The organism is Streptomyces formicae, from assembly GCF_002556545.1.
GTDB lineage: Bacteria > Actinomycetota > Actinomycetes > Streptomycetales > Streptomycetaceae > Streptomyces > Streptomyces formicae_A.
Window position 1 is genome coordinate 319,386 of record NZ_CP022685.1, and the last position, 24,394, is coordinate 343,779.

Genomic DNA, 24,394 nt, shown 5'->3' on the forward strand with positions numbered 1-24,394 from the left:
TCCGCACCGACCGGGCAGCGCGATCCGGCTCAGCTCGTACGCCGCGTACGTCCTGCCCCTGCCCTGAGCGGGGCGCCGGGCGCCGGGCGCCGCGGCGGGCCCCGGCACCCCGTCTCCCCAGGAGGCACCTGGCGCATGCGCGACCACTCGCACCTCATCGGTGCGGAACCCGGCAACAGGACTCACGTCAGATCAGGACAGGACAGGACAGGACCAGCGGGATGAGCACGACGAGCACACACGTGTGGCTCACCGGACCGGAACCGGCATCGGAACCCTTGCCCCAGTCACCACCGCAGCCGCGGCCGCGACGAGAACCGCGGCAGCCCACACCGGCCCCGGAGCCGGACATCACGGTCGACTGCCACCGGCGGCTGCGCGGCCCCTACACCGGAGCGGGGGGCCTGCTGCGCGCCCTGCTCCCCCACATACGCCGGGAACAGCCGGAGTTGCCCGACCGGCACCGCGTGGAGATCCACGCCGTCGCGCCCGAGCTGCGCGGCCTGGTCGCCGACCCGCCCTCGACGCTCACCGACCGCGCGGCTCCCGCCGAGCGGACCCGGCTGCATCCGCGCACGCGCACGCGGCGCCTGGCGCACGGCATCGTGGAGCTGCTCCTCTCCTACGTCACGGCGGCGGACCTCACGCGGCCGCTGGTCCTCGGCTTCACGCGGGTCGGCGAGGCGGACCCGGCCGACCAGGAGTTCCTCGCGCTGCTGCTGCGCCGCGCGGAACCCGGGCGGATCACCCTCGTCGTACACACGCGGGACGCCGAACCGGAGCTCCTCGAGCAGGAGTTGGCGTCGGCACTGCGCCAGTACGCGACCCACCGGGCACTGCCCGCCGCCCCGCCCCGGCGCTTTCCGCACCGGACCCACCCGTACGCCCTCGTGCGCGCCTTCGTCACGAGTGACGGCACGTCGGTCGATCCCGCCGAGTCGGCCGCGTACGAGAGGGCCGACCGCCACGTCCGCGCGCGCCTGCACGACGCGCGCGCCGCCGAGCTCCACGCACGGGTGGAGCAGGGAGGGGTGACGCTCGGGCTGGGGGCGCTCCCCTACCACCTGGAACGCGGCAGCGATCCCGCGGCGGCGGCGCCTGTGCTCGCGGCCGCTGCCGAGGACACGCTCGCGATGGGCTGCTACCACGCGCTCCTCGACCTCGCGCGGCGCGCGCAGGCCGTCACACCCGAGGACGCCCCCCTCAGCACGGAGCTCTCCCTGCACACCAAGGTCACCACGGCACTGGCCCTGTTGGGCGAGACGGGCGAAGCGGAGCGGCTGCACCTACGGATGCGCGAGCGCTACTCCAACCCGCTGGTGCGGTTGCTCGGCGACTACGCCCTGGCCATGCTGCACGCCCGCTTCCACCCGCCCGAGCGCCGTGACCTCAGCGCCGCGAAGGCCCTGCTCACCCGCACGGTCACGCTGGCCTCCCGGCTGCCGGGCACCGAGCAGCGCGCCTTCCACACCGCGTTCCAGGAGAACGGCCTCGCGCTCACCGAGCTGCGCCTGGGCCGCCCGGCGGACGCGCTGCGCCTGATCGAGAGCGGACTCGACCGGCTGCGACGGCACCTCCCGGACACCGCGCACCTGCTGCACCGTTCGGTCCTGCTGCGCAACCGGGCCGAGGTGCACGCCGCACTCGGGCGCCTCCACGCGGCTCTCGCCGATCACGACGCCGTCGTCGCGATGGACCCGCACCACCCGGAGCACTACTTCGACCGGGCCGACATCCGGCGGCGCCTCGGCGACCCGGCAGGGGCGCTCGCCGACTACGACCGGGCGATCGACCTGGCCCCGCCGTACTGGGAGCTGTACTTCAACCGCGCCGACCTGCGCCTGGAGTCGGGGGACGCCGAGGGGGCACTCGCCGATCTGCGCCACGCCGCCGCGCTGGAGCCGGACCGGGCCGACATCCGGGCGAGCCTGGTGGGGGCGCTGCTCGGGGTCGGAGACCTGCCGGACGCGCGGGCCCAGGTCACCGAGGGGCTGCGGCACCACCCCGACGACGCGCACCTGTTGTGCGAGCGGGGTCTGATCGCCCTGCGGGAGGGCGCGGACACCTCGGCGCGGGCGGACTTCGACCGGGCGCTCGCGGTCGCCCCCCACCTGGTGAGCGCGCTCGCGGGCCGCGCCACGCTCGCGTACGCGGCGGGCGACGACGACGCGGCGGTCGCCGACCTCACCCGTGCCATCACCCTGGAACCCACCGACCCCGATCTGCTCTACAACCGCGGCTACGCGCATCAGCAGGCAGGCCGCGTGTACGCCGCCCACGCCGACTACACCGCGGCGCTCCGGCTGCCCGGCGCGGACGTCGTGGAACTGCGGGCGCGGATCGAGGAGTGCGCCCGAAGGCCGTGAGCCCGCGGAAATCCGGATGCGGACCCGCGGCGCGTGCTGGACACTCCGGACATGCCGATCATCGAATCCTCGCCCGGAGTGTCCCTCGCCCACGAGACCTTCGGTGACCCCGGCGATCCGGCCGTCCTGCTCGTCGCGGGCTTCAGCGCCCAGCTGATCTCCTGGCACGAGGACTTCTGCCGCGCCCTCGCGGCACGCGGCCGCCACGTGATCCGGTACGACAACCGCGACTGCGGCCTGTCCACCCGGTTCGACGAGCATCCGGTCGACATGGGCGACTTCATCGCCACCGTGAGCGCGGGAGACATCCCGTCCGCGCTCGCGATGGTGCCGTACTCGCTGCGGGACATGGCGGACGACGGGCTCGGCCTGCTGACCGCGCTCGGCATCGAGCGGGCGCACGTGGTCGGCTCCTCGATGGGCGGCATGATCGCCCAGACGATGGCGATCGCCGACCCCGCGCGGGTGCTCACCCTGACGTCGATGATGTCCTCGACCGGCGAGCCCGAGTACGGCGGGTCGAGCCCCGAGGCCCAGGCGGTGCTCCTCGGCCCGAAACCCGCCGACCGCGCGGGGTACGTGGCGGCGGCGGAGCGGGAGATGGTGTGGGCCTCACGGCGCTACGGCGACCCCGCCGCGCTGCGCGAGCTGGCCGCAGCGAGCTACGACCGCGCCCACCATCCGGCCGGGGTCGGGCGGCAGATCGGCGCGATGGTCCTCGGCGGCTCGCGCGCCGACGCCCTGCGCGAGCTGCGCGTGCCGACCCTGGTGATCCACGGCCTCGACGACACGCTGATCGACCCCAGCGGCGGCGAGCGCACCGCGGATCTCGTGCCCGGAGCGGAGCTCCTGCTGATCCCCGACATGGGGCACGACCGGCCCCGTGAGCTCTGGCCCGAGCTCATCGACGCCCTGGTGGCCCACACCGGACGAGCCCGGGGAGACGGCGACCGCGCCTGATCCGCACCGCTCCTTCAGACCCCCGGCAGCAGTCCGACGTCCCGGGCGTGCAGCACCGTGGCGAGGCGGTCGGCCGTGCCGAGCTTGCGGTACACGTTCTCCAGGTGTTTGTGCGCGGTGCGCGGCGAGATGCCCAGCCTGCGACCGATCGTGTCGGCGGTCAGGGACTGCGCGAGCAGGGTGAGGACCACCGTCTCGCGCGGCGTGAGGCCGTAGTCGGCCGCCCTGTCCAGGGTGTCCTCCGGGCCCTCGCCGGGGACCGGCGGCAGCAGGCGGCTCGCGTGCGACATGTGGTCGACGACGGCCGCGAGCAGCGGCTGGACCCGCCGTGCAACCTCCAGATCGCGCTCGCCGTACAGCTCGCCCTGCCTGCCGAGGACGATCAGGTGGCTCGCGCCCGGGGGCGCGGGCAGCGGCAGCGTCATCTGGTGATCCGCCTCGAACGCCTCTTCAAACGTGTGCCGCGCGGCCTCGTCGGGCCAGGACGGCGCGCCCCTGGCCTGGCGGTCGGTGAGCGGCGACCTGTCGCCCGTGCGCCGGTAGTGGCGCACCAGCGGATGTTCGTGCAGCGACTGGTCCAGGGCGCGCATGCGCGGGTCGACCGGGGCCGACGGCGGCGGGCAGGGCACCGGTGTGTCCGGCCAGCCCCGCGACGCGAAGAGGACCTTCGCCGAGCTGTCGAGGACGTCGCCGAGTTCCGCTCTGACCAGCTCCCAGGGCAGCGTGGACTGACGGCTGTTGAGGATGGCGACGGTCAGGTCGAGCACCCGTTGGTAGTCGTGTGCGGACATGCAGGCCACGGAAAGCCCCCTCCCTCCGCACTCTCCGGATTAGAGGAGCGGTCCCCGGCCTGTCAAGCGCCGGGACGGTGCGGCCGCTACGCAGAGGTACGCATATCGCCCACGGCCCGCCCGGCGGCACTCTGACAGGGCGGCCGAGAGCGTGCCGCGTTCCGTCTCGCGGGGGTGAGGGGCATGGACGAGTTCGGCTGTCTGCGCACGCCGGACATCGTGACGCCGGTCGTGCGGCGCCACCCGGGTGCCTGGCTGCACTTCGGGGTGGCGCCCGCCCGGCGCCGACAGCGCGAGCTCTACGCCCACCTGCACGACCTGGCCAGGGAGTTGCTCGCCGACGGACGGGCGCAGGAGTTCTTCTTCCTGCACAAGCACCCCGGACTGCGGGTGCGCTGGCAGACGACGCGGCCCCAACGCCCCGACGTCGAAGGCCTGTTGCGCCAGCGGCTCGTGAGCTGGCAGCAGGAGGGCCTGCTCGAGGCGTGGCACGCCGGAGTGTACGAACCGGAGGAGTACCTGTTCGGTGGCCCGGTCTCGATGCGCAGCGTCCACCGGGTCTTCACCGCCGACTCGCTGGCCTGGCTCGGCTTCCACAGCGAGCCGCACGACGGCCCCGCCGGGCGCAAGGACGCGGGAGTGCGCCCGGCGTGGGCCATGTCGCTCCTCATGGTGCGCGCGCTGCTCGACGCGTTGGAGGTCCTCGGCTGGGAGGACCTCGACGTGTGGGACCGGCTGCGCCGCCAGACGGGGCGCCGGTACGCGGCCGATCTGCGCGCGGCGGGCACGGCGGGCCCCGCGGCGCAGGTCGGCCGCATCGAGGCCGCGCTGCGCGCCGCGTGGGCGGACCCGGAATCCCTGGCCGCCGCGCTGCCCGACGGCGTGCGACGCCACGCCGAGGAGTTCCGCGTGGCGGTGGCGCGCGCGGGGGAACGGTGGCTGCGCACGTACTTCACCGCGGGCGACGCGCTCATCGGGCCGCGCGAGGCCGCCGCGTTCGTCATCGTCTTCCACTGGAACCGGGCGGGTCTCTCCGTGCTGCGCCAGGCGCTCATCGCGGAGGCCCTGACGGCACGTCCCGGAGGGGAGGCGCGGTGACCGGGCCGGAGGCACAGGCCCCGTTCGACGCGGAGCCGCCGAGCAACGACACGGTACTGCTGCGCACGGCGGGGCTTCCGATGCGGCTGTGGTGTGCCGGGGGCTCCCCGGTACTGTTCCGGCTCATCGCCGAACTGGAGCGCACCGAGGGCGACTTCGCCCGGCTGAGCACGCGGCTCGCCGACGCCGTCGGCGCGATCCTCGTCCCCGACCCGGCCCTCACGGTCCACGAGCGCCGTCTGGCGCTCTCCGCACGGCGACGGCTGTACCGCGGCAGGCCCCTCCCTGACGCGGACCACCGGAGGCTCGTCGCCGTCGCCCGGCGCGTGGCGCCCGAGGGCGCCCTGGCCCGGGTGCTCGTGGGCGCCCACGCGTCGGCGACCGAGCTCAAGCGCGCCAGGATCGCCGTCGGGCGCCGGTACGAGGACGAGAAGCGCCGGCTGGCCCCCGCGGGCCACGCGCTCCTCACCGGCTCCCCCGTCGGCGACCGCGCCGTGCGCGACGGCTCGCTGCCGGTCGGCATCGAGATCGCCGAACGACTCGCCGCGGGACGTCCCTGGACGGACCGTCAGATGCGCAAGCGCGCGGACTACCTGTGGCGGATGATCGCCCGCGGCGCGGTGAAGGTGACCCCGCGCGGCTGGCTGGGCCACGTGGCCGTGGTGAGCGTGACGGACGACCCGGCCGCGCCGGACCGCCCGCTCACGCTCACCGACGACGTGGCGACGGACTGGACGGAGAACATCCAGGAGGGTGCGGGGACGGGGGCGGCCGCGCAGGGCACCGCCGGGAGCGGCGCGCACCCCCTCGCCGCAAGCCCCCTCACCCCCGCCACCCTGACCCCCGCCACCCGCGTCTCCTTCAACCCGTTCCTGCGCGTGACACCGGACCGCCTGGAGGCCCTCGCGCTGGAGGTGGGCCACGACACCCTCCTGACCCCCGTGAGCATCCGGCGCACCCCGCTCGTGAACCGCCTGCACGAGCTGCTGCGCGGCGGCGCGCTGTCCCTGGGCGAGCTCGAGGCCGTGCTGGCCCCGCCGTCCGGCGCCGGGATCCCGCGCCATGTACTGCGTCAATTCCTCCTTCGACTCGATGAGTTGGGCCTCGTGCAACTGCGGCGGCCCGCCCTGCAGCGGTGGCACGGGTGGCGAGGACCGCTGAGCGCAGCCGGGTCGGACGCGCCGCCCGAGCGCGTCGACGGCGGCTATCTCGACGTGTACCGCCGTACTCCGCACGCGCTGCGCGCCATCGATCTGGAGATCCTGCGCGCGGCGATCGGGCAGGCCCTGCGCCTGCACGCGCTGATCGACGAGGACGCGGCGACAGGTCAGGTCACCACCGCGCCCGCCTTCCTGCACGGGCGGGACCGTCCTGTCCTCGACATCCTGCGCGACCGGCTCACCGCGCAGGGAGACACCCCGGTGAGCGTGCACGTCCCGGCCGCCGAGTGGCCCGAACCCCGCTCGCCGGGCTCGGGGTACGCCAGGCTCGTCGACTGGCTGGGCGGCAGGATCGACGCCGCGCCCGGTGCCCGGCGCATCGACATCGACCCGTCGGTGCTCGACCGCTTCGGCGCCCCCGAGGTGCGTACCGACTGGCCGCTCGACTGCGTCGTACGCCCGTTGCTCGGCCGGAGCTGGGTCCTGGACATCGTCGCGCCCGCCGGGGTGTACGACGCACGTTTCGTCGGCGCCCTGGAGCGGCTGCACGGGCCGCTGCCGCACGTGGACGCGTACCGCGACTTCCTGCGGCGCCTCGACCGCGAGAGCGGCGTGCCCTCCGTCGAGCTGCTCTTCCCCGCGCTGTCCCGGTTCGCCGCCAACGCCGTGCGCAGGCCGCTGTACACGAGCGCCTGGACCGGCGACCCCGATCTGCCGGGGTACTGCGAGGGGACATACGGCGGCCACCCGCGCTTCGTGCCGCTGGACGAACTGAGCGCCCGGTGGACGGGCGGGCGGGTCGTGGTCAGCGACCGGGCGGGGCCCGTCCGTCCGCTCTACCACTCGGCCCGCAACGCGCCGCTCCCCTGGGACCAGGTGGCCTCGCTGCTGCTGCGCGACGCGTCGCAGCACGCCGCGCGGCGCCGCAGGCTCCGGCACTCCCTGACGGCACTGCCCAAACGGGAGTACGTCCCCCGGATCACCGTCGCCGGATCACTCGTGCTGTCCGCCGCACAGTGGCGGCTGCCCGTCACCGCGCTGCCCCTGAGGGGCGCCGCCGAACTGGAAAGGGCCGGGCAACTGACGCGGCTGCGTGCCCGCTTGGGGCTGCCGCGCTGGGCCTTCCTCTCGGCGGCGCCCGGCGCGGACTCACCGCTCCCGTGCGATCTGGCGAGCCTGGGGGCGCTGCCCGTCCTGGAGCGGACGGGCGACCTCGCCTTCGTCGCGGGGGCCGCGGCGGTGGTGGTCGAGGAGATGCTCCCCTCGCCCGCCGAACTGACCGTCGCCGACCTCTCCGACCCCGTCGCCGGGCCCGTGACCGCGGAGCTGCTCGTCCGCCTCCCCCGGTCCGCGTGAGCGGATCCCCCGAACGCTGCCACGGCACGACAGGTGGCAGCCCGGCAACTCCCTCGCAGCGGAAGGAGGTGACAGGTGATGGACGGTGAGATGACCACCGCCGAGGCGTACGTGGTCCACGAGCTCGACGACGTGGACGCGCTGATCGACCAGCTGGAGACGGAGTTCGACGACTCGCAGCTCCTCAAGGTCGGCATCGTGGGCACGACCCAGGGGTGCACCCAGGTCGGTGGCTGCACGGGCAGTTGCCCCTGCAACCAGTAAGCACGTGGTTCCTGTTGACAGAAAGGAGGTGACAGCTATGGACAACATGACGGACGGCACCGAGGGCTTCGCGCCCGACAGTCTGGACGACGTCGACCATGTGGACGCGCTCATCGACCAGTTGGAGACGCAGTTCGACGACTCGCAGATCCTCACGGTCGGCATCGTGGGCACCACGCAGGGGTGCACCGCCGCCACGAAGTGCACCGGCTCCTGCCCGTGCGCCCAGTAAGGACAAGGTGACTTGTCCCTCCGGGGACAGGGTGACTTGTCCCTCCGTGCCGGGGTGACCCCGTCGGCCCACGCCGGAGTGGCCGTCCGTACCTCCCCACCCCGCGTACCACGGGCCGCCGGAGCCGCTCATGCCCGCGGCGCCGGCGGCCCGTTCCTTCGCCCCGCCACCCCATTCGTCAGCACCGCGAAAGGCCGCCGCCCCATGACCAGCACCCACCCGACACCGGCCCCGGTCCCTCCCCCGGCTCCGGCCGCCGATCCGCCGCGCTCCGCCGCCGTCTCCGCCCGCGTCCTGACGGCCTTCGCGGACCTCGCTCCCCTGGGCGCGCGGGGCGAGGAGTACAGCGTCGACTTCGGCCCCGCGGTCCTCGCCGCCCTCACCGTCGCCGCCGACGGACCCCGCACCCCGCCCGCGCCCGCGCCGCGCGCCGTCGCGGCCTGGCTGCGGCAGCTGCGGCAGGGCTGCACCCATCCGGGCCTGTTCGGCTGGGGCCTTGGCGGCTATCTGCTCGGCCTGCGCACCGCGGCGGCCGCCTGGCCACGGCTCGGCGGGCTCGCGGACACCGCCTACCGGGAACTCGCGGCCTGCTCGGGGAGGTGGCGCACGGAAGGTCTCGCCTGGTGCGACTACGACCTGGTGACCGGGACGGCGGGCAGCCTCCTCGCCCTCGCCGCGGACCCGGCGTGCACCCGGCGGGACGTCGCGCACGCGGTGGGGCACCTCACCGCGCTGTGCGCGGACGCCGATCTGCGGCGGCTGCGGGTGGGCCGGTACAAGGACGAGGAGATGCGCGGCTGGAACCACGACCGGGTCAACTCCGGCGCCGCGCACGGCGCCGCCGGGGTCGCCACCGCCCTGTGCAGGGCGGCCGACGCGACCGGCCTCACGCCGGAGATCGCCGCGTCCCTGGAGCACGTGGCGTCCTGGTACCTCACGCGGTACGAGGCGGGAACGCGGTCCGTGGTCACCTGGCCGCCGGCCGGGGGCCTGACGCATCTGCCGAGCCGCCCCCTGACCTGGTGCTACGGCACGCCGGGGATCGCCTGGGCGCTGTGGGAGACAGGACGGGTCCTCGACGACGCGCCGCTGCGCGAGTTCGCGCTGCACGCCGCCACCTCCTTCCTGCGCGGATACGACGAGGAGGCCGACCACCCGGATCTGAGCCTCTGTCACGGGCAGGCGGGTCTCGCCCTGGTGTGCGACGCCTTCCACCGGCACGCGGGCCTCGCCGGGGCCGCCGCGCTGCGCGACCGGCTCGTCGCCCGGCTCCTGGAACGGCTCGACGAGGTGACGGACCTCGCGGCGCGGGACGGCACGCTGCTGACCGGCGCCACCGGGGCCTGCGCCGCACTGCTCACCCTGGAGTCGGGGGCGTCCGGCGACCGGTCCTGGCTGGCCGCGTTCGGACTGCGGTGACCGGCATGGCGCGGCGGCCGGGGACGCGCGGCACGAGGTGGACGCGGAGGACGGGGCGGACGGGGCAAGGCCGCGCCGCCTCGCCGGTGGGCGCTCTGCTACGGCTGCTGCCCCGGGCGTCGCTGCCGCTCACCGCCGCACTGACCGCGCTCGCGCTGCTCGACGCGGCCCTGGCGCCCGCGCTGATGCTGAGCGTCGGTGTCCTCGCGGGGCGGCTGCCCGGGATCGGCGCCGGGCTCGGCACGGCCGCCGGGCACGGTGTCCTGACGGCGTTCGCCGTGCTGTGCGGCGTCTACGTGGCCGGTCTGCTGGCGGAGCCCGCCATCGAGGTGACCGCGGGACGGCTCGGCAGGCGGGTCACCGCGTGCACCGCGCGGCTCGTCATGCGCGGCTCGCTGCGCCCCGCGGGGATCGCCGCCCTGGAGGATCCCTCGGTGGCCGACCGCCTCACCCTCGCGCAGGGGCAGGGCACGGGCATGCTGCCGGTGGCGCGGGCGGTGACGGCGCTGCCCGCGCTGGTCTCGGCGAGGGCCGCGGGGGCGACATCGGCCGTGCTGCTCATCGGCTTCCACTGGTGGGCGCCGCTGCCGCTGATCGCCGCCTGGACGGTGTCGGGAATCTGGCGGGACAGGGAGGTGCGGCGCGCGGTGGACGTCCAGGCGGGTTCCACGACCGAGCTGCGGCGCGCGGAGTACCTGCGCGCGGTGGCCCTGGACGGCGGGGCCGCCAAGGAGATCCGGGTCTTCGGGCTCTCGCCGTGGCTGGTGGACCGGTTCACGCGCGCGTGGCTGGCCGGAGTGGGCAGGGTCGGCGGGAACCGGCGCGGGGCGGCGGTCCGTGACGTGGTCGCGGGCGTGCTGCTGGTCGCCGCGCACGCGGCGGTCCTCGTGCCGCTGGCCGTCGAGTCCGGGCACGGCGAGGTCGGGGTGGCCCGCACGACCGTGTATCTCCAGGCCGTCGTCGGCACCGCGGCCCTCGGCTGGCTGGGCGATCTGCAGTGGACGCTGGCCAGGGCGAGCGCCGTCGTACCGCCCGCCCTCGAGGTGGCCGCGCTCCCGGAGCGGGACACGGTCGTCAGCGGCGCGCTGCCCGCGGCGGGCCTGCCCGCGTCCGGCATTCGCTTCGAGAAGACGGCCTTCAGGTATCCGGGCGGCCGCCGTCCGGTGTTCGACGGGCTCGATCTGTGGCTGCCCGCGGGCGGTTCGCTCGCCGTGGTCGGTGCCAACGGCGCGGGCAAGACGACGCTCGTCAAGCTCCTCGCCCGGCTGCACGACCCCACGGGGGGACGCGTCACCGTGGACGGCACGGACCTGCGCGACCTCGACGTGTCCGCCTGGCGGCACCAACTCGCCGTGGTCTTCCAGGACTTCGTCCGCTATGAGCTGCCCGCACGGGACAACGTCGGCTTCGGCGCGGTGCGCGCGCCCCGGGACGACGAGGCCCTCGCGCGCTGCGCGCACCTTGCCGGGCTCGACCCGGCCGTCGCCGCGCTCGCGCACGGCTGGGACACCCCGCTGTCGCGCCGCTTCACCGACGGCACCGACCTGTCGGGCGGACAGTGGCAGCGGCTCGCGCTGGCCCGCGCGCTGTACGCGGTGGAGCACGGGGCGCGCGTCCTCGTCCTCGACGAGCCCACCGCCCACCTGGACGTACGCGCCGAGGCCGAGCTGTACGAGCGGTTCCTCGACCTCACCAGGGGCCTGACCACCGTGCTCATCTCCCACCGGTTCGCGACCGTGCGGCTCGCCGACCGCATCTGCTACGTCGAGGGCGGCCGCGTCGTCGAACAGGGCGCCCACGACGAGCTCATCGCCCAGGACGGCCGCTACGCCCGGGCGTTCGCCCTGCAGAGTGCCGCGTACGCGGGAGGAACCCATGCGTGAGCCGCGCGAACCGGCAGGCGTCCCGGAGAGGCCCGGGCGCGCCCTGCTCGACCGGGCCCGTGCCGCGGCCCTCCTGATCGCCACCGCGTTCCGTGCCGACGCCCGCAGGGCGCTGCTCGTCCTGGTCCTGGCCCCGGTCGTCGGCGGCTGCGGCGTCGTCAGCGGGCTCGCCATCCGCGCGGCCACCGACGCCGCGCTGCGCCACGACACTGGGGCCGCCCTGACGGCGGCCGCGCTGCTCGTCGCCGCGGTCGTCACGACGTACTCGGCGGGCGCGTTCGTATCCGTCCTGCGCATCCATCTCCAACAGCACGTCGGGCTGCTCCTCGACCGGCGCCTGATGGAGCTGACCGGCGGCATCCCCGGCCTCTCCCACCACGAACACCCCGACTACCTGGACCGCATGGAGCTGCTGCGCACCCACCGCGGCGAGCTCGGCGGGGCCTTCGGCGCCCTGGTGGAGAACCTGCGGGCGCTGTTCGGCCTCGGCACCACCCTGGGGCTGCTCGGCACGGTCCACCCGGCGCTGCTCGTGCTCCCGCTCTTCGCCCTGCCCACCGTCTTCGCGGCCCACCGCGGCAGCGTCCTGGTCGGCCGGGCCGAGGGGGCGAGCGCCGAGCAGGAACGGCTGCGGCGCACCCTCCTCGAACTGTCCTGCTCCCCCGCCGCGGCCCGCGAGATACGCGTCTACGGCCTGGCCGACGAGCTCACCCGGCGCCACGACACCCTCCAGGACGCGGTCCTGCGCGGCCGGAACCGGGCCGAAGCGCGGGCCGCGGTGTGGTCGGGCGGCGGCTGGCTGGTCTTCGCCGTCGGATACCTGGGCGGCGTCCTGCTCTCCCTGGTCGCGGTGGCGCGGGGCGAGGGCACCCCCGGTGACGTCGTCCTGACCCTGGTCCTCGGGGCGCAACTCCTCGGCTCCGTCTCCGGTTTGGTCGCGCTCGGCTCGTGGCTCCAGCACGCCCTGCGCGCCGCGGGTCACTTCCTCTGGCTGTCCGACCACGCGGCGCTCCCGGAGAACTCCCCGAACCGCCCCGGCACCGACCCTGCACCGCCACCGACTCCTGGATCCGAACTCGTCCTGGACCACGTGTCGTTCACCTACCCGGGCACGCGGCGTCCGGTCCTGGAGGACGTGTGCCTGCGTGTTCCCGCGGGCACGGTCATCGCGCTCGTCGGGGAGAACGGCGCGGGCAAGACCACCCTGGTCAAGCTCCTGTGCCGACTGTACGAGCCGACGTCGGGCACCATCTCGTACGGCGGCCAGGACATCGCCACCCTGGACGTGAACGCCTGGCGGGCGGGGCTCACCGCGTGCTTCCAGGACTTCCAGCGCTTCGAGCTGACGCTGCGCACCGCCGTCGGGCTCGGCGACCTGCCCCGCGCCGATGCCGAAGACGCGGTCACCGGGGCGCTCGCCAGGGGCGGCGGCGCGGAACTCCCCGGGCAGCTGCCGCACGGCCTCGACACCCAGCTCGGCCCCGCCTTCCCTGACGGCGTCGACCTGTCCGCTGGGCAGTGGCAGAAGACCGCGATGAGCCGTACGACGATGCGGGAGCGGCCCGCGCTGCTCGTCCTCGACGAGCCCGCGGCGAGTCTGGACGCGGCGTCCGAGCACGAGCTGTTCGCCCGCTACACGGACGCGGCCCGCGCCTCCCGCACACCGCCCGTCACGGTCCTCGTCTCGCACCGCTTCGCGACGGTGCGCGCGGCCGACCTCATCGTGGTGCTCGACGGGCGGGGCGTGCACGAGGTGGGCAGCCACCCGGAGTTGATGGCGCGCGACGGGCTCTACGCGGAGCTGTACCGGCTGGGCACGCGCGGGAACTGCTGACCCGGCGGGGGCCGCGGGGCCGAAGGAGCGCTTGTCACCCGGATGCCAATTCCCAGCACGAGGACACGCATCCTCGGTCGTAGTGAGCGGTTCAGCGGTGAACTAGGGTGCCGGGCCCCGGATCGCTTTCCGATCCCCGCCCGGAGGAGAACGCTCATGCGGATGCCCGCACAGCATCGCACCGCGGCGGCGGCCGTCGCCGCCGCCTCGTTGGCCGCTCTCGGCCTCGGCGCGGCACCTGCCACCGCCGACACGGCGGCGCCCTTGAGCTATGTCGCCCTCGGCGACAGCTACAGCGCGGGATCGGGCGTGCTGCCCCTCGACCCCGGCGCGCCCCTGCTGTGCGCCCGCACGTCGAAGAACTACCCGCATCTCCTCGCCGCCTCGCTCGGCGCCACGCTCAAGGACGTGACCTGCGGCGGCGCCCAGACCAAGCACTTCATCGAGTCCCAGTACCCGGGCGTCGCCCCGCAGTTCGACGCGCTGAGCGCCGACACCGACCTGGTGACGCTCACCATCGGCGGCAACGACAACAGCACGTTCATCAACGCGATCCTCGCCTGCGGCAGCGCGGGCGTCCTCACGGGCGGGCAGGGCAGCCCCTGCAAGGACGTCCACGGGAACACGTTCAAGGACCAGGTCGAGACGAAGACCTATCCGGCGATCAGGACGGCGCTCAACCAGATCAAGGCCAGATCCCCCAAGGCGAAGGTCGCGATCCTCGGCTATCCGTGGATCACTCCGGCGAAGGCGGTGCCCGGCTGCTTCCTGAAGATGCCGATCGCGCAGGGCGACGTCCCCTATCTCCGCGACCTCCAGGCCACCTTGAACGGCGTGGCCGAGCGGGCCGCGGCGGAGAGCGGCGCGACCTTCGTCGACATGGCGGCGGCCTCCGACGCGCACGACGCCTGCCGTCCGGCGGACCAGCGGTGGATCGAGCCCGTCCTGTTCGGCACCAACTTCGTGCCCGTGCACCCGAACGCGGCGGGCGAGGCGGGCATGGCCGCGCGCACGGCCGAGGTCATCGGCCGTCCGTAACGCGCGCCACCGGCCCGGCCCGGGGTCCTGCCGAAGGGTCCGCCCGGTGCGGCTGCGATCCTTGATCCGTGAACGGCATCAAGTGGCGTACCCGCACAAACCGCTCCGCGCGGTCCCTTCGAGCAGGCGTCGGCGGCGCGCTGCTCCTCTCCCTGCTCACCGCGTGCTCGTCCGACGGGTCCGGTGGTTCCGACGAGGCGAGCGCCTCCGCGGGCGCGGTCCGGCAACCGCCCGTGAACGCGCCCTTCGACTACCAGTTGGGCGGCCCCTACCCACCCCCCGCGAAGGTGCGCGCCGTCTCGCGCGACCGCACCGCGGACCCCGTGCCGGGCCACTACAACATCTGTTACGTCAACGCCTTCCAGGCCCAGCCCGGCGCCGACGCCGCGCGCTGGTGGCAGCGCGAGCACCCCGACCTGATCCTGCGGGACGACGACGGCGATCCCGTCGTCGACGAGGACTGGCAGGAGCCGCTGCTCGACATCTCCACGAAGAAGAAGCGCGCGGCGCTCGCCGAGATCGTCGGCCTGTGGATCGAGGGCTGCGGCACGGCGGGATTCGACGCGGTGGAGCCCGACAACCTCGACTCCTACGAGCGCTCCGACGACCTGCTGACCAAGGACGACGCGGCGGCCTTCGCCCGGCTGCTCGCCGAGCGCGCGCACGCCGAGGGCCTGGCCATCGCGCAGAAGAACACCACCGATCTGATCGGCGAGCACCACGCGATCGGCTTCGACTTCGCCGTCACCGAGGAGTGCGCGCACTACAAGGAGTGCCCGGACTACGAGAAGGCGTACGACGGCAAGGTCTTCGACATCGAGTACACGACGAAGGACTTCGACGCCGCCTGCCGCAAGTGGGGCGAGAAGCTCTCGATCACCCTGCGCGACCGTGACGTGAGCGCCGAGGGCGAGGACGGATACGTGTACCGGCACTGCTGAGCGGCCGCCGGATATTCGGGCGCGTCCACCCGGCAGCGGACGGTACGGTCGCCGGATGGCTGATGACGACGGTTACTTCGGAGAGAGCACCGCGGCCACCTACGAGGACTTCGTGGCGCACCGGTTCAGCCCGGAGGTGGTGGGCCCGGCGGTCGATGTGCTCGCCGGGCTCGCCGGTGACGGGCAGGCCGTCGAATTCGGCGTCGGGACCGGCCGGATCGCGCTGCCGCTGGCCGCACGCGGGGTCCCGGTGCACGGCATCGACATGTCCAGGGCCATGGTGGCCAGACTGCGGGCGAAGCCGGGCGGCGACGCGGTGGGCGTGACGATCGGCGACTTCGCGACGTCCCGGGTGGCGGGCGCCTTCTCCGTCGCCTACCTGGTCTTCAACACCATCAACTGCCTGACGACGCAGGACGCCCAGGTGGCCTGCTTCCACAACGCCGCCGGCCATCTGCTGCCCGGCGGCACCTTCGTGGTGGAAACGGGGATCCCCGAACTCCGCAAGCTGCCCCCGGGGCAGACCGCCGTGCCGTTCCACATCAGCCCGACGCAGTGGGGGTTCGACACCTATGACGTCGCCACGCAGGCGATGACGTCGCACTTCGTCACGCTCGTCGACGGGCGGGCCGAGCACTCCTCCACACCCTTCCGGTACGTGTGGCCCGCCGAGCTCGACCTGATGGCCCGTCTCGCCGGACTGCGGCTGCGCCACCGCTGGGCGGACTGGTCGCGGGCCCCCTTCACCGCCGAGAGCGGCGGGCACGTCTCGGTCTGGGAGAAGCCGACCGACTGACGCGCCCGCCCGCGCTCAGCCCCTGTCGCCGTCCGGCGGCGGGGGCGGCGCCGGTGCCCCGCGCGGCGGCGCGATCTTCGCGTACGTCACCGGGGCTCCCTCGGCCCCGGTGCCCGCGGCGGCCGGGGTGAGCGTCTCGACGGGCCCCAGCAGCGCGTCGCGCCTGGCACCCGGGTCCCAGCCCGTCTCCACGACCCGTTTCTGCACGACGATCGCGCCGAGCAGGATGACCGCGCCGATCAGCAGCATCAAGACGATGCCGACCGCGTCGCCCGCCTTGGCGGAGTACCCGATGAGCGTGCCGAACCAGCCGAAGTCGGCGTCTCCGAAAGTGGTGTTCTCCTCGCCGAAGGCGCCGAGGACCTTCAGGAGCAGCGCGGGCAGGAACGTGATCAGGACGCCGTTGACGAACGCGCCGAGCGCCGCGCCGCGGCGGCCGCCCGTCGCGTTGCCGTAGACACCCGCGGCGCCGCCGGTGAAGAAGTGCGGGACCAGGCCGGGCAGGACGAGCGCCAGCCCGAAGGCGGGGTGAAAGACCCAGGCGAGCAGTCCGAGGCTGATCAGACCGCCGACGAAGCTGGAGATGAAGCCGATGAGGACGGCGTTCTGGGCGTACGGGAAGACGATCGGGGCGTCGAGGGAGGGGACGGCGCCGGGTACGAGCTTGCGCGCGATGCCCTGGAAGGCGGGGACCAGTTCGCCGAGGATCGTCCGAACTCCGAAGAGGATCACGGCGACCGCGATGCCGAACTGGAGGCCCTGCATCACGGACTGCATCACGTAGTCGCCGACGCCGCTCGCGCCCGCGGCGCCGCCCTCGCCGAACGCCTTGAACGCCGCTTCCTTGCCGACCTTGGCGAGGAAGACGAGCGACATGATCAGGTAGATGAGGACCATGGACAGGGCGGTCGCGACCATCGAGTCGCGCAGGAAGCGCAGCCCTTCGGGCAGGTTCATCTCCTCGGTGCTGCGGCTGCGGCGGCCCACCAGCTGTCCGGTGGCGCCCGCCGCGATGTATCCGGCCGTGCCGAAGTGGCCGATCGCCACGCTGTCGTTGCCGGTGACGCGCTTGGTCCAGGGGTGCGCGAAGGCGGGCATGGCCACAAGGAGGATGCCGAGCAGCACGCCGCCGACCACCACGACGATCCACGAGGGCTGGCCCGCGATGGCGAGCACCATGGTCAGCAGGGTGGCCATGAACAGCATGTGGTGGCCGGTCAGGAAGACGTAGCGCAGTGGTGTGAAGCGGGCCAGGAGCAGGCTGATGGCGAAGCCGAGGATCATCAGCCAGGCGACGCGGGCGCCGTACTGCTCCTGTGCGATGCCGACGATGGCCTCGTTGGTGGGGATCACGCCGTGCGCCCCGGTGGCGCCCTGGATCATCTCGCCGAGCGGGGCGAGGGCGCCGACGACGAGCGTGGCGCCCGCCCCGATGAGGAGGAAGCCGAGCGTCGCCTTGATGGCGCCGCCGACGACCTGTCCCGCCGACTTCTTCAGGGCGATGAGCCCCGCGGCGGTGATGAGGCCGATGAGGTACGCGGGTTGGCTGAGGATCTCGTTGACGAGAAACTCGGCGATCGACACGAGCCAGTCCATGGTGGTGTTCTCCTTGCCCGCGCCGTCAGACGTCGTAGGTGTCTCTGAGCACGCGGTCGGCCTCCGCCGCGCTGGTGAAGTCCTCGACGACCTTCACCGGGACGCCGACGTCACCGAGCGTCCGCGCGATCTCCCGCGAGGTGAGGATGGCCACGGCCTCGTTCGCCTTGCCCTTGGCGGAGATGGTGTCGGTGGCCTCGACGGTGACGTATCTGCCCCAGCCCCAGTGGTCCAGGACGCCTTCAACGGTCTGTTTGAGGAAGAGGCTGGTACCGACACCGTTGCCGCACACCGTCAGGATCTTGTGCAGCTCGCCGCCACCGCCGCGCGCCGCCGCCTGCGCCGGGGCCCCGGCCTCCTGACCACCCCTCAGGATGGCGTGCACCGCCTGCGCGGTGGGTGCCTCGCGCAGCGCGCGTGCCGTGTCCTGGTCGGCGAGCAGCCTGGCGAGCGCGCCCATCGCCGCCGTGTGTTCGGACGCGTCCTTCGCGGCGAGGCCGACGACCAGTTCGACGGGGTCGTTGCTCTCGTGTCCGAACGCGACGGGCCGTGCGAGGCGCACCCACGACATGCCGGTCCGCAGGACGGCGGGCGAGGGTCTGGCGTGCGCGAAGGCGAGTCCGGGCGCGATGACGATGTAGGGCCCGTTCTGCTCGACGTTCTCGATCATCTCGGCGGTGTACGCGTCCGTGGCGGCGCCCGTCGCGACCATCAGGTCACCGGCGCGCCGCACGGCCTCGCGCCAGTCGGCCGCAGGGGCGTCGACGGTCACGGCCGCCACGGGGAGGAGTTCGCTCAGCGCTGCCATGACCATGATTCTCGCGGACGCGCGCCGCTCGGCACGTCCGGGGCGCCGTTCGGGGGCCCGCGTGCCCTTCAGCGGACCGCGTGGACGTCCAGCTCGACGCGGAGACGGCGGCCCGTCATGCCCTTGGCCTTGGTGAGGCCGAACGCGTACCGGTCGACGGTCGCCGTGCCCCGGACGGCGAGCCGTCGTCCGTCGACCGTGATCGCGTCGACGCTGACCGCGACGGGCCCGGTGACGCCACGGACCGTCAGCTCACCTTCCAGCACGGCCTGCTGCCCCGCGTACCTGACCCGGTGGCCGCGAAAGTCGATCTCGGGGTGCGTCGCCGTATCGAGGTAGTCGGCGGACCTGACGTGCTCGTCGCGCCGCGCGAGCCCCGTGTCGAAGGTGTCCGCGCGGATCGCGACGTCCACGGTCGACTCCTCGGCCGCGTCGGCGACGGTGACGGCGCCCCGTGCGACGGCGAAGGTGCCGCGCACCGGGACCAGGCCGAGGACCGAGCGGGTGCGGAAGCGCACCGCCGATGCCTGCGCGTCGATGACGTACGTACCGGGCTCGGGCGCGCTCAGCGGCCCTGTCTTCGGTGTGTCCATGCGCTCCATCCTGGGCTCGCGCCGACGGCCGCCGACAGATCCGCATGTCCGCTCCTGGCCGGGACAAATGTCATCGCGCCCGGGCGAGGGGCCACACGCCGTCGCCCCCGGAAAGAGTGACGCGCGCCGGTTGGATGGCCCCAGTGGTGATTGGCCGGGGGTCTTCGCGAGGTAGTACTGCGCCTGCCGCACCGCGGCGACGACAGGTTCCCCCGGGGCCGTACGGACACGAATGGAGACGCCGCGATGGCAGCAACGACAAGGCGGGCCGCCCGCAGCACCCGGCTCCGCGCGACGGTGCTCGCGCTGGCCGCCACGGCCTCGCTCGCCGTGGGTGCCCCTTCCCACGCGAACGCGCCCGCGCCGGGCGACGCCCCGCCGCTCCGCGCCACCTCCCCCTTCACCGGCCTGACGGCACCTCAGGGCCGGGTCCTCGCGGTGAAGTTCGACAATGCGCGCGGGGCCCGCCCGCACACCGGCCTCGACAAGGCGGACATCGTCTATGTGGAGAAGGTCGAGGGCGGCATGAGCCGTCTGATGGGCGTGTACTCCAGCAAGCTGCCCAAGACCGTCGGTCCCGTGCGCAGCGCGCGCGAGTCCGACATCGAGCTGCTCCGGCAGTTCGGCCACCCCGCCCTCGCCTACTCGGGCGTGCGCAGCTCGCTGCAGAAGGTCCTCAGGGACTCCCCTCTCTACGCCCGCCCGCACGGCCGCGCCCCCGGCGCCTACTTCCGCAACGGCTACCGGATCGCCCCGCACAACCTCTTCCTGCGCCCCGCCGCACTGCTGCGCACGGCGCCCCGGGCCTCGCGCCCCACCGACATCGGCTTCCGCTTCGGCCCCGCCCCCAAGGGCGGCACCCCCACCGCGCGGCGCACCGTCAGATACGCGTCGGCCAGCCACTCCTTCCGCTGGTCGCCCCGGCAGGGCCGCTGGCTCGCGTCCTTCGACGGCGCCCCCGCCCGCAGCACGTCGGGGACCAGGCTCGGGGCCAGGACCATCGTGATCCAGTACGTCACCATGCGCCCCTCGCGCTACAAGGACGTCAACGGCGCGGTGACGCCGTACATCGAGACGGTCGGCAGCGGCAAGGCGCTGGTGCTGCGCGACGGCAAGCGGTACGCCACGCACTGGAAGCGGTCGGCGGCCACCGGGGGCACGTCCTTCACCCTCGCCAACGGCCGCCGGATGCCGTTCGCGCCCGGGCAGGTCTGGATGGTGTACGCGGACCGGCACTGACTCCGGCGCCCTCCTCGTGGCACGCTGGCACGTGCTGGAAGTGGCACAGCCAGGGGGGCTGCTGTGGGACCGCGCAGACTGCTGTCGTTCGGAGACGCGTTGGTGCTGCTCGGCGGGGATCCGCCCACCATGGCGGCCCTTGACCGGGTGCTCGGCGGAGCGCTCAATCTGGCGACCGGCGGCCTGAGCGGCGAGTTGCTCACCATGCTCGGCGAACGCGGGCGGATCCTCGGCCTCGGCCGCACGGCCGCCCGTGGCCTCGGCGAACGCCTGGGGCGCGCCGAAGGACGGGCCGACCGGGCCCACGTCCTGGAGGCGGCGCACACCGTCATCGTCGTGCTCGCCTTCTTCGAGGCCCTGGAGCAGGCGGAACTCCCCGTATCCCTGGGCGACTTGGAGCTGACCCGCCGGGAGCAGCTCACCCTGGCGGGCGATCGGCTCCCCGCCGACGAGGGATTCGTGCCCACCATGATCCAGGTGGACGCGCCGCGCCCGGCGCCCCACCTCCCCTACGAACACCACATCGCCGAACTCGGCGACTGGTACCGGTACCTGGCGTACCGCACGCACGACTTCCTGCAAGGACTCGCCGTGTGGCACCAGTTGGACGCCGCCGCTCGCCTGGCTGCGGCGGACACCGTGCGCGAGGCGGTCCCCCGGGGCGCCGTCGAGCGGTACGAAGCCCTGTACGCACGGCTCGCCACCGAAGCACCCGAATTCCGCTTCTGGTCCGAGCAGGTGGAGCACCAGGCCACCCGCGCCGAGATGCGCCGCGCCCTCACCGGGCTCGAGGCGCACCTCGCCGCGTCCGCCGCGCTGCGCCGCCAGCCGGTGAACATCGCCGACGCCCTGTCCCGGGCCCACCGTTCGGCGCTGACCCGTCGTGTCCTGGACGCCGAATCCACCCCTGAGGGGATACGGGTCCCCACGCTGGCCGAGGTGTATCTGGACCCGGACTTCCGCGTGCGCGCCGTGGACGGGCAGGGCGGCCCGGCGAACGAGGAGTGGTGGGCGGGGACCCCGGTGCGCCAGGACCTCACGGACTATCTGGCCGGGGCGCTGACCTCGGAGGGATTCACGACGGCCCCGCTGCTGGTGCTCGGGCAGCCGGGAGCGGGCAAGTCGGTGCTCATCCGCATTCTCGCGGCCCGCCTTCCGGCCGCCGGATTCCTGCCGGTGCGGGTCGCGCTGCGCGACGTACGCGCGGACGACGAGATCCAGGACCAGATCGAACAGGCCATCCGTGACACCACCGGGGAGCAGACCACGTGGCCGGACGTGGTGCGGTCCGCGGGCACGGCGATGCCGGTCGTCCTGCTCGACGGCTTCGACGAACTGCTGCAGACCACGGGGGTGCACCAGAACGACTTCCTGGTCCGGGTGGCCCGGTTCCAGGAACGGGAGCGGGAGCAGGGGCGGCCGGTCCTCGCGGTCGTCACGAGCCGTACCGCCGTCGCCGACCGGGCCCGCTACCCGGAGGGCACGGTGGCGCTGCGCCTCGAACCCTTCCGTCCTGTGCAGATACAGGCGTGGCTGCGCTACTGGAACCTGGCCAACTCCCTGAACTTCGCGGCCATGGGTCTGTCATCGCTCACCTGGGACGAGCTCGAGCCGCACCGGTACCTGGCCGAGCAGCCTCTCCTCCTCACGATGCTCGCGCTGTACCACGCGGCGGGGAACGACCTGCGCGGCGCCGACGAACGCCCGCTGGACGAGGCCGACATCTACGAGGCGCTCCTCAGCTCGTTCGCCCGCCGCGAGGTGGGCAAGGACACCAGGGACACGGCCTCGGCCGCCCAGCTGGACGAGCGCGTCGAACACGAGCTGGAGCGGCTCTCGTTGGTCGCCTTCGCCCTGCACAACCGGCGACGCCAGTGGGTCTCGACCGCCGAACTCGACGACGATCTGGCGGCGCTCGTCGGACGCGCTCCGACCCGGCAGCACGGGTTCCGCGCCCCGCTGGGGCAGGCCGAAGTCGCCCTGGGGCGCTTCTTCTTCGTCCAGCGCGCGCAGTCGATCCGCGACGGACAGCGGCTCTCCACCTACGAGTTCCTGCACGCCACGTTCGGTGAGTACCTGACGGTCCGGCTGACCGTGCAGCTCGTGACCCGGCTCCTCGGCCACCGGCCGGTGCTCTCCATGGGCAGCGAACCGGTCAACGACGATCTGCTGTTCACCTTGTTGTCCTTCGCGCCGCTCTCCTCCCGGCAGTTGCTCCGCTTCGCCCGGGCCCGCGTCGGGCAGCTCCCCGCGGACGAGCGCCGCCGCCTGGCCGAGCTCGTCGTCCGGGTACTCGGCGAGCGGGAACTCCGCGCCGAGCAGCCGCACCCGACGTACCTTCCCCGGCGGATCCGCACCGCCTCCCGGCACGGGATCTACAGCGCGAACCTGGTGGTCCTGGCCCTGCTGCTCACCGGCGGTACGACGGCCGGCACGCTGTTCCCAGCTTGGAAGGATCCGGGCAGCGCCTGGCACCGGTACGCGCTGCTGTGGCGGTCGTCGTTCGAGGAGTCGCAGTGGACGGACTTCGCGCTGCCGCTGACGGTGCGGCACACGAGGGACGATCGGCGGCGCGACGTGGAGATCACGCTCAGGGACGGCGAGCTGACCGCTCCCGAGCTGGTGGACGGCCACTGGCTCTACCGCATCCCGCGGGAGGAGAACGAGGTCTTCTGGCACCGCCCTTACTGGGAGGAGATATGGCACAAGATGGATATCTCGTCCGGGACGAACGACGGGTCGGCGCTCCAGGCGCTGCGTCCGCTCTTCGAGCACCTGGGGCCGCTGGTCACCCTGTTCAACGGCGGCGGAAGCCACAAGGCCACGTCCGCCGCACACGATCTGCTGCGGCTGTGGCTGGACGACGGAGAGGGGACGTCCACGGAGGACCTCGCGGAGCTGTACCGCCGGGTCGGCATGGCCTTCAAGGTCCTCGAACGGAACGGCCCGGTCGCCCAGCGCCTCGGTTCGCTGCTGCTCGACCTGCTCGACCGCGACCTGCCCCGCTTCAGCCTGGAGGAAGCCGTCAACGTCATCGTCGGGTTGTCCTACCAGGCGGGTACCGAGTTCGGGGACCTGATCCTCCAGCACATCGAGTCCCGCTCTCCCGACCTCTATGAGCGCCTCACCGGCGACCGCTGACGGCCCGCGCGTACACCTCCACCGCAGACCGCGGCTCACGGCCGAGCAGCTCCCGCAGGTCGTTGCCCCCGACGGACGTGCCGTCCAGGAACCCCCCGGCGATCGCCGAGTACGTGCTGAGCAGCATCGGCACCTGGAAGGGCAGCGCCTGGCCCGCCCCGGCGATCGCGGCGCGGGTCTCGCCGAGGCTGCCCGGTTCGTACGAGCCGCCGGTCGCGGCCGCAAGGTCGGCGCCGCCAAGGGCCTGTTCGCCGACGAGCTCGTAGGTGCGGCCCGCGTGTGCGTCCGGCGCCGTCGCCACGCGCACCGCGACCTCCGCGAGGTCCTCGCGGGCCACCGCGGCGAGGCGGCCCGTGCCCAGCGGCGCCGCGATCGTCCCGTCGGGGCCCGGCGCGGCGATCGCGGCCAGGAACTCGGCGTACAGGCCGTTGCGCAGCACGGTCCAGCGCAGCGCGGAGGCGCGCAGCCGGCGTTCGGTCCAGCGGTGCGCCAGGGCGTACGTCAGGTGGTCGCCGTCACCGCTGAGGCTGGTGTAGACGAGGTGGCGCACCCCCGCCTTCTCCGCTGCGGATATCGCGGCCTCGTGGCGGGCGATGACGGTGTCGTCCTCGGCGGCCCCCGCGGAGATCATCAGGAGCGTGTCGACGCCGGTGAAGCCCAGGGACGCCGGGTCGTCGAAGTCGATGCGGCGCTCGCCGGGCGCCGGGTTGCGGGTGCCGAGGACGACGTCGTCGCGGTCGGCGACGCGGGCGGTGACGAGCTTGCCGAGGGCGCCCGTGGCACCGGTGATCATGAGCATGGGAAGGTTCCCCCGTGGTGGATGGTTGCGCTGTGGCGGCCCCGCGGATCGGGCGGCGGCTTCGGAACCATCATGATCGG

At 73.7% G+C, this 24,394-nt stretch carries 19 protein-coding genes; 14 read left to right on the forward strand and 5 right to left on the reverse strand.

The features are described 5' to 3' along the window. Positions 1-221 precede the first annotated feature (221 nt). Together KY5_RS01325 and KY5_RS01330 are read left to right on the forward strand one after the other, a co-directional pair. Positions 222-2,366: a tetratricopeptide repeat protein gene (locus KY5_RS01325; protein WP_098240415.1), complete on the forward strand. Its 2,145-nt coding sequence runs from the start codon at positions 222-224 to the stop codon at positions 2,364-2,366. A gap of 51 nt (positions 2,367-2,417) precedes the next feature. Next, positions 2,418-3,326 (forward strand): alpha/beta fold hydrolase, encoded by a 909-nt coding sequence (locus KY5_RS01330; protein WP_098247000.1) that lies wholly within the window; start codon positions 2,418-2,420, stop codon positions 3,324-3,326. Between the two features lie 14 nt (positions 3,327-3,340). Here KY5_RS01330 and KY5_RS01335 read toward each other — a convergent pair whose 3' ends face one another. Beyond that, positions 3,341-4,117 (reverse strand): helix-turn-helix transcriptional regulator, encoded by a 777-nt coding sequence (locus tag KY5_RS01335; protein ID WP_098240416.1) that lies wholly within the window; start codon positions 4,115-4,117, stop codon positions 3,341-3,343. A 183-nt stretch (positions 4,118-4,300) separates the two neighbouring features. On the opposite strand from KY5_RS01335, the gene KY5_RS01340 reads away from it, so the two are divergent. From KY5_RS01340 to KY5_RS01385, 10 genes are all read left to right on the forward strand, one after another. Continuing rightward, positions 4,301-5,215 (forward strand): thiopeptide-type bacteriocin biosynthesis protein, encoded by a 915-nt coding sequence (locus tag KY5_RS01340; RefSeq protein ID WP_098240417.1) that lies wholly within the window; start codon positions 4,301-4,303, stop codon positions 5,213-5,215. Continuing rightward, entirely contained in the window at positions 5,212-7,731 is a 2,520-nt protein-coding gene (locus tag KY5_RS01345) for a lantibiotic dehydratase (RefSeq protein ID WP_098240418.1), read from the forward strand. The genes KY5_RS01340 and KY5_RS01345 overlap by 4 nt, the downstream gene beginning before the upstream one ends. A gap of 78 nt (positions 7,732-7,809) precedes the next feature. Continuing rightward, on the forward strand, positions 7,810-7,995 hold the full coding sequence (locus KY5_RS01350; RefSeq protein WP_098240419.1) for a hypothetical protein: 186 nt from the start codon (positions 7,810-7,812) through the stop codon (positions 7,993-7,995). Positions 7,996-8,032: 37 nt separating this feature from the next. Further along, positions 8,033-8,227 (forward strand): hypothetical protein, encoded by a 195-nt coding sequence (locus KY5_RS01355; protein WP_098240420.1) that lies wholly within the window; start codon positions 8,033-8,035, stop codon positions 8,225-8,227. Positions 8,228-8,431: 204 nt separating this feature from the next. Next, positions 8,432-9,646, forward strand: coding sequence for a lanthionine synthetase LanC family protein (locus KY5_RS01360; protein WP_098240421.1), 1,215 nt, complete (start codon positions 8,432-8,434; stop codon positions 9,644-9,646). A gap of 86 nt (positions 9,647-9,732) precedes the next feature. Next, entirely contained in the window at positions 9,733-11,529 is a 1,797-nt protein-coding gene (locus KY5_RS01365; protein ID WP_098240422.1) for an ABC transporter ATP-binding protein, read from the forward strand. Continuing rightward, positions 11,522-13,363, forward strand: coding sequence for an ABC transporter ATP-binding protein (locus tag KY5_RS01370; RefSeq protein ID WP_098240423.1), 1,842 nt, complete (start codon positions 11,522-11,524; stop codon positions 13,361-13,363). Before KY5_RS01365 ends, KY5_RS01370 begins: the two co-directional genes overlap by 8 nt. Before the next feature lie 162 nt (positions 13,364-13,525). Then, positions 13,526-14,401 carry an SGNH/GDSL hydrolase family protein gene (locus KY5_RS01375; protein ID WP_098247001.1) on the forward strand — a complete coding sequence of 292 codons (876 nt, stop codon included), beginning with the start codon at positions 13,526-13,528 and terminating at the stop codon, positions 14,399-14,401. A 68-nt stretch (positions 14,402-14,469) separates the two neighbouring features. Beyond that, a complete protein-coding gene (locus KY5_RS01380; RefSeq protein WP_234362572.1) occupies positions 14,470-15,342 on the forward strand; it encodes an endo alpha-1,4 polygalactosaminidase in 873 nt (290 codons plus the stop codon). 55 nt (positions 15,343-15,397) lie between these two features. Next, positions 15,398-16,138, forward strand: a complete 741-nt coding sequence (locus tag KY5_RS01385; RefSeq protein ID WP_098240424.1) for a class I SAM-dependent DNA methyltransferase — start codon at positions 15,398-15,400, stop codon at positions 16,136-16,138. 15 nt (positions 16,139-16,153) lie between these two features. On the opposite strand, the gene KY5_RS01390 is transcribed toward KY5_RS01385, so the two are convergent. The 3 genes from KY5_RS01390 to KY5_RS01400 form a co-directional block, all read right to left on the reverse strand. Beyond that, the gene (locus KY5_RS01390) at positions 16,154-17,734 is read right to left on the reverse strand and encodes a PTS ascorbate transporter subunit IIC (protein WP_098240425.1); all 1,581 of its coding nucleotides are present in this window, start codon (positions 17,732-17,734) and stop codon (positions 16,154-16,156) included. A gap of 25 nt (positions 17,735-17,759) precedes the next feature. Further along, complete coding sequence (locus KY5_RS01395) at positions 17,760-18,542, reverse strand: PTS sugar transporter subunit IIA (RefSeq protein ID WP_098247003.1); 783 nt, start codon at positions 18,540-18,542, stop codon at positions 17,760-17,762. Positions 18,543-18,610: 68 nt separating this feature from the next. Continuing rightward, positions 18,611-19,135 carry a YceI family protein gene (locus KY5_RS01400; protein ID WP_098240426.1) on the reverse strand — a complete coding sequence of 175 codons (525 nt, stop codon included), beginning with the start codon at positions 19,133-19,135 and terminating at the stop codon, positions 18,611-18,613. Between the two features lie 246 nt (positions 19,136-19,381). On the opposite strand from KY5_RS01400, the gene KY5_RS01405 reads away from it, so the two are divergent. Then, a complete protein-coding gene (locus KY5_RS01405) occupies positions 19,382-20,374 on the forward strand; it encodes a DUF3048 domain-containing protein (RefSeq protein WP_098240427.1) in 993 nt (330 codons plus the stop codon). A gap of 63 nt (positions 20,375-20,437) precedes the next feature. Beyond that, positions 20,438-23,515: an NACHT domain-containing protein gene (locus tag KY5_RS01410; RefSeq protein ID WP_098240428.1), complete on the forward strand. Its 3,078-nt coding sequence runs from the start codon at positions 20,438-20,440 to the stop codon at positions 23,513-23,515. On the opposite strand, the gene KY5_RS01415 is transcribed toward KY5_RS01410, so the two are convergent. After that, complete coding sequence (locus tag KY5_RS01415; protein ID WP_098240429.1) at positions 23,499-24,314, reverse strand: NAD(P)H-binding protein; 816 nt, start codon at positions 24,312-24,314, stop codon at positions 23,499-23,501. The two genes, KY5_RS01410 and KY5_RS01415, sit on opposite strands and share 17 nt — an antisense overlap. Positions 24,315-24,394: the final 80 nt, after the last annotated feature.

Bases quoted from the DNA above. Each gene is read 5' to 3' on its own strand.
- KY5_RS01375 (WP_098247001.1), top strand. From the start codon at position 13,526: ATGCCCGCACAGCATCGCACCGCGGCGGCGGCCGTCGCCGCCGCCTCG.
- KY5_RS01325 (WP_098240415.1), top strand. From the start codon at position 222: ATGAGCACGACGAGCACACACGTGTGGCTCACCGGACCGGAACCGGCA.
- KY5_RS01335 (WP_098240416.1), bottom strand. From the start codon at position 4,117: ATGTCCGCACACGACTACCAACGGGTGCTCGACCTGACCGTCGCCATC.
- KY5_RS01330 (WP_098247000.1), top strand. From the start codon at position 2,418: ATGCCGATCATCGAATCCTCGCCCGGAGTGTCCCTCGCCCACGAGACC.
- KY5_RS01390 (WP_098240425.1), bottom strand. From the start codon at position 17,734: ATGGACTGGCTCGTGTCGATCGCCGAGTTTCTCGTCAACGAGATCCTC.
- KY5_RS01355 (WP_098240420.1), top strand. From the start codon at position 8,033: ATGGACAACATGACGGACGGCACCGAGGGCTTCGCGCCCGACAGTCTG.
- KY5_RS01385 (WP_098240424.1), top strand. From the start codon at position 15,398: ATGGCTGATGACGACGGTTACTTCGGAGAGAGCACCGCGGCCACCTAC.
- KY5_RS01360 (WP_098240421.1), top strand. From the start codon at position 8,432: ATGACCAGCACCCACCCGACACCGGCCCCGGTCCCTCCCCCGGCTCCG.
- KY5_RS01340 (WP_098240417.1), top strand. From the start codon at position 4,301: ATGGACGAGTTCGGCTGTCTGCGCACGCCGGACATCGTGACGCCGGTC.
- KY5_RS01400 (WP_098240426.1), bottom strand. From the start codon at position 19,135: ATGGACACACCGAAGACAGGGCCGCTGAGCGCGCCCGAGCCCGGTACG.
- KY5_RS01405 (WP_098240427.1), top strand. From the start codon at position 19,382: ATGGCAGCAACGACAAGGCGGGCCGCCCGCAGCACCCGGCTCCGCGCG.
- KY5_RS01415 (WP_098240429.1), bottom strand. From the start codon at position 24,314: ATGCTCATGATCACCGGTGCCACGGGCGCCCTCGGCAAGCTCGTCACC.
- KY5_RS01350 (WP_098240419.1), top strand. From the start codon at position 7,810: ATGGACGGTGAGATGACCACCGCCGAGGCGTACGTGGTCCACGAGCTC.
- KY5_RS01370 (WP_098240423.1), top strand. From the start codon at position 11,522: ATGCGTGAGCCGCGCGAACCGGCAGGCGTCCCGGAGAGGCCCGGGCGC.
- KY5_RS01395 (WP_098247003.1), bottom strand. From the start codon at position 18,542: ATGGCAGCGCTGAGCGAACTCCTCCCCGTGGCGGCCGTGACCGTCGAC.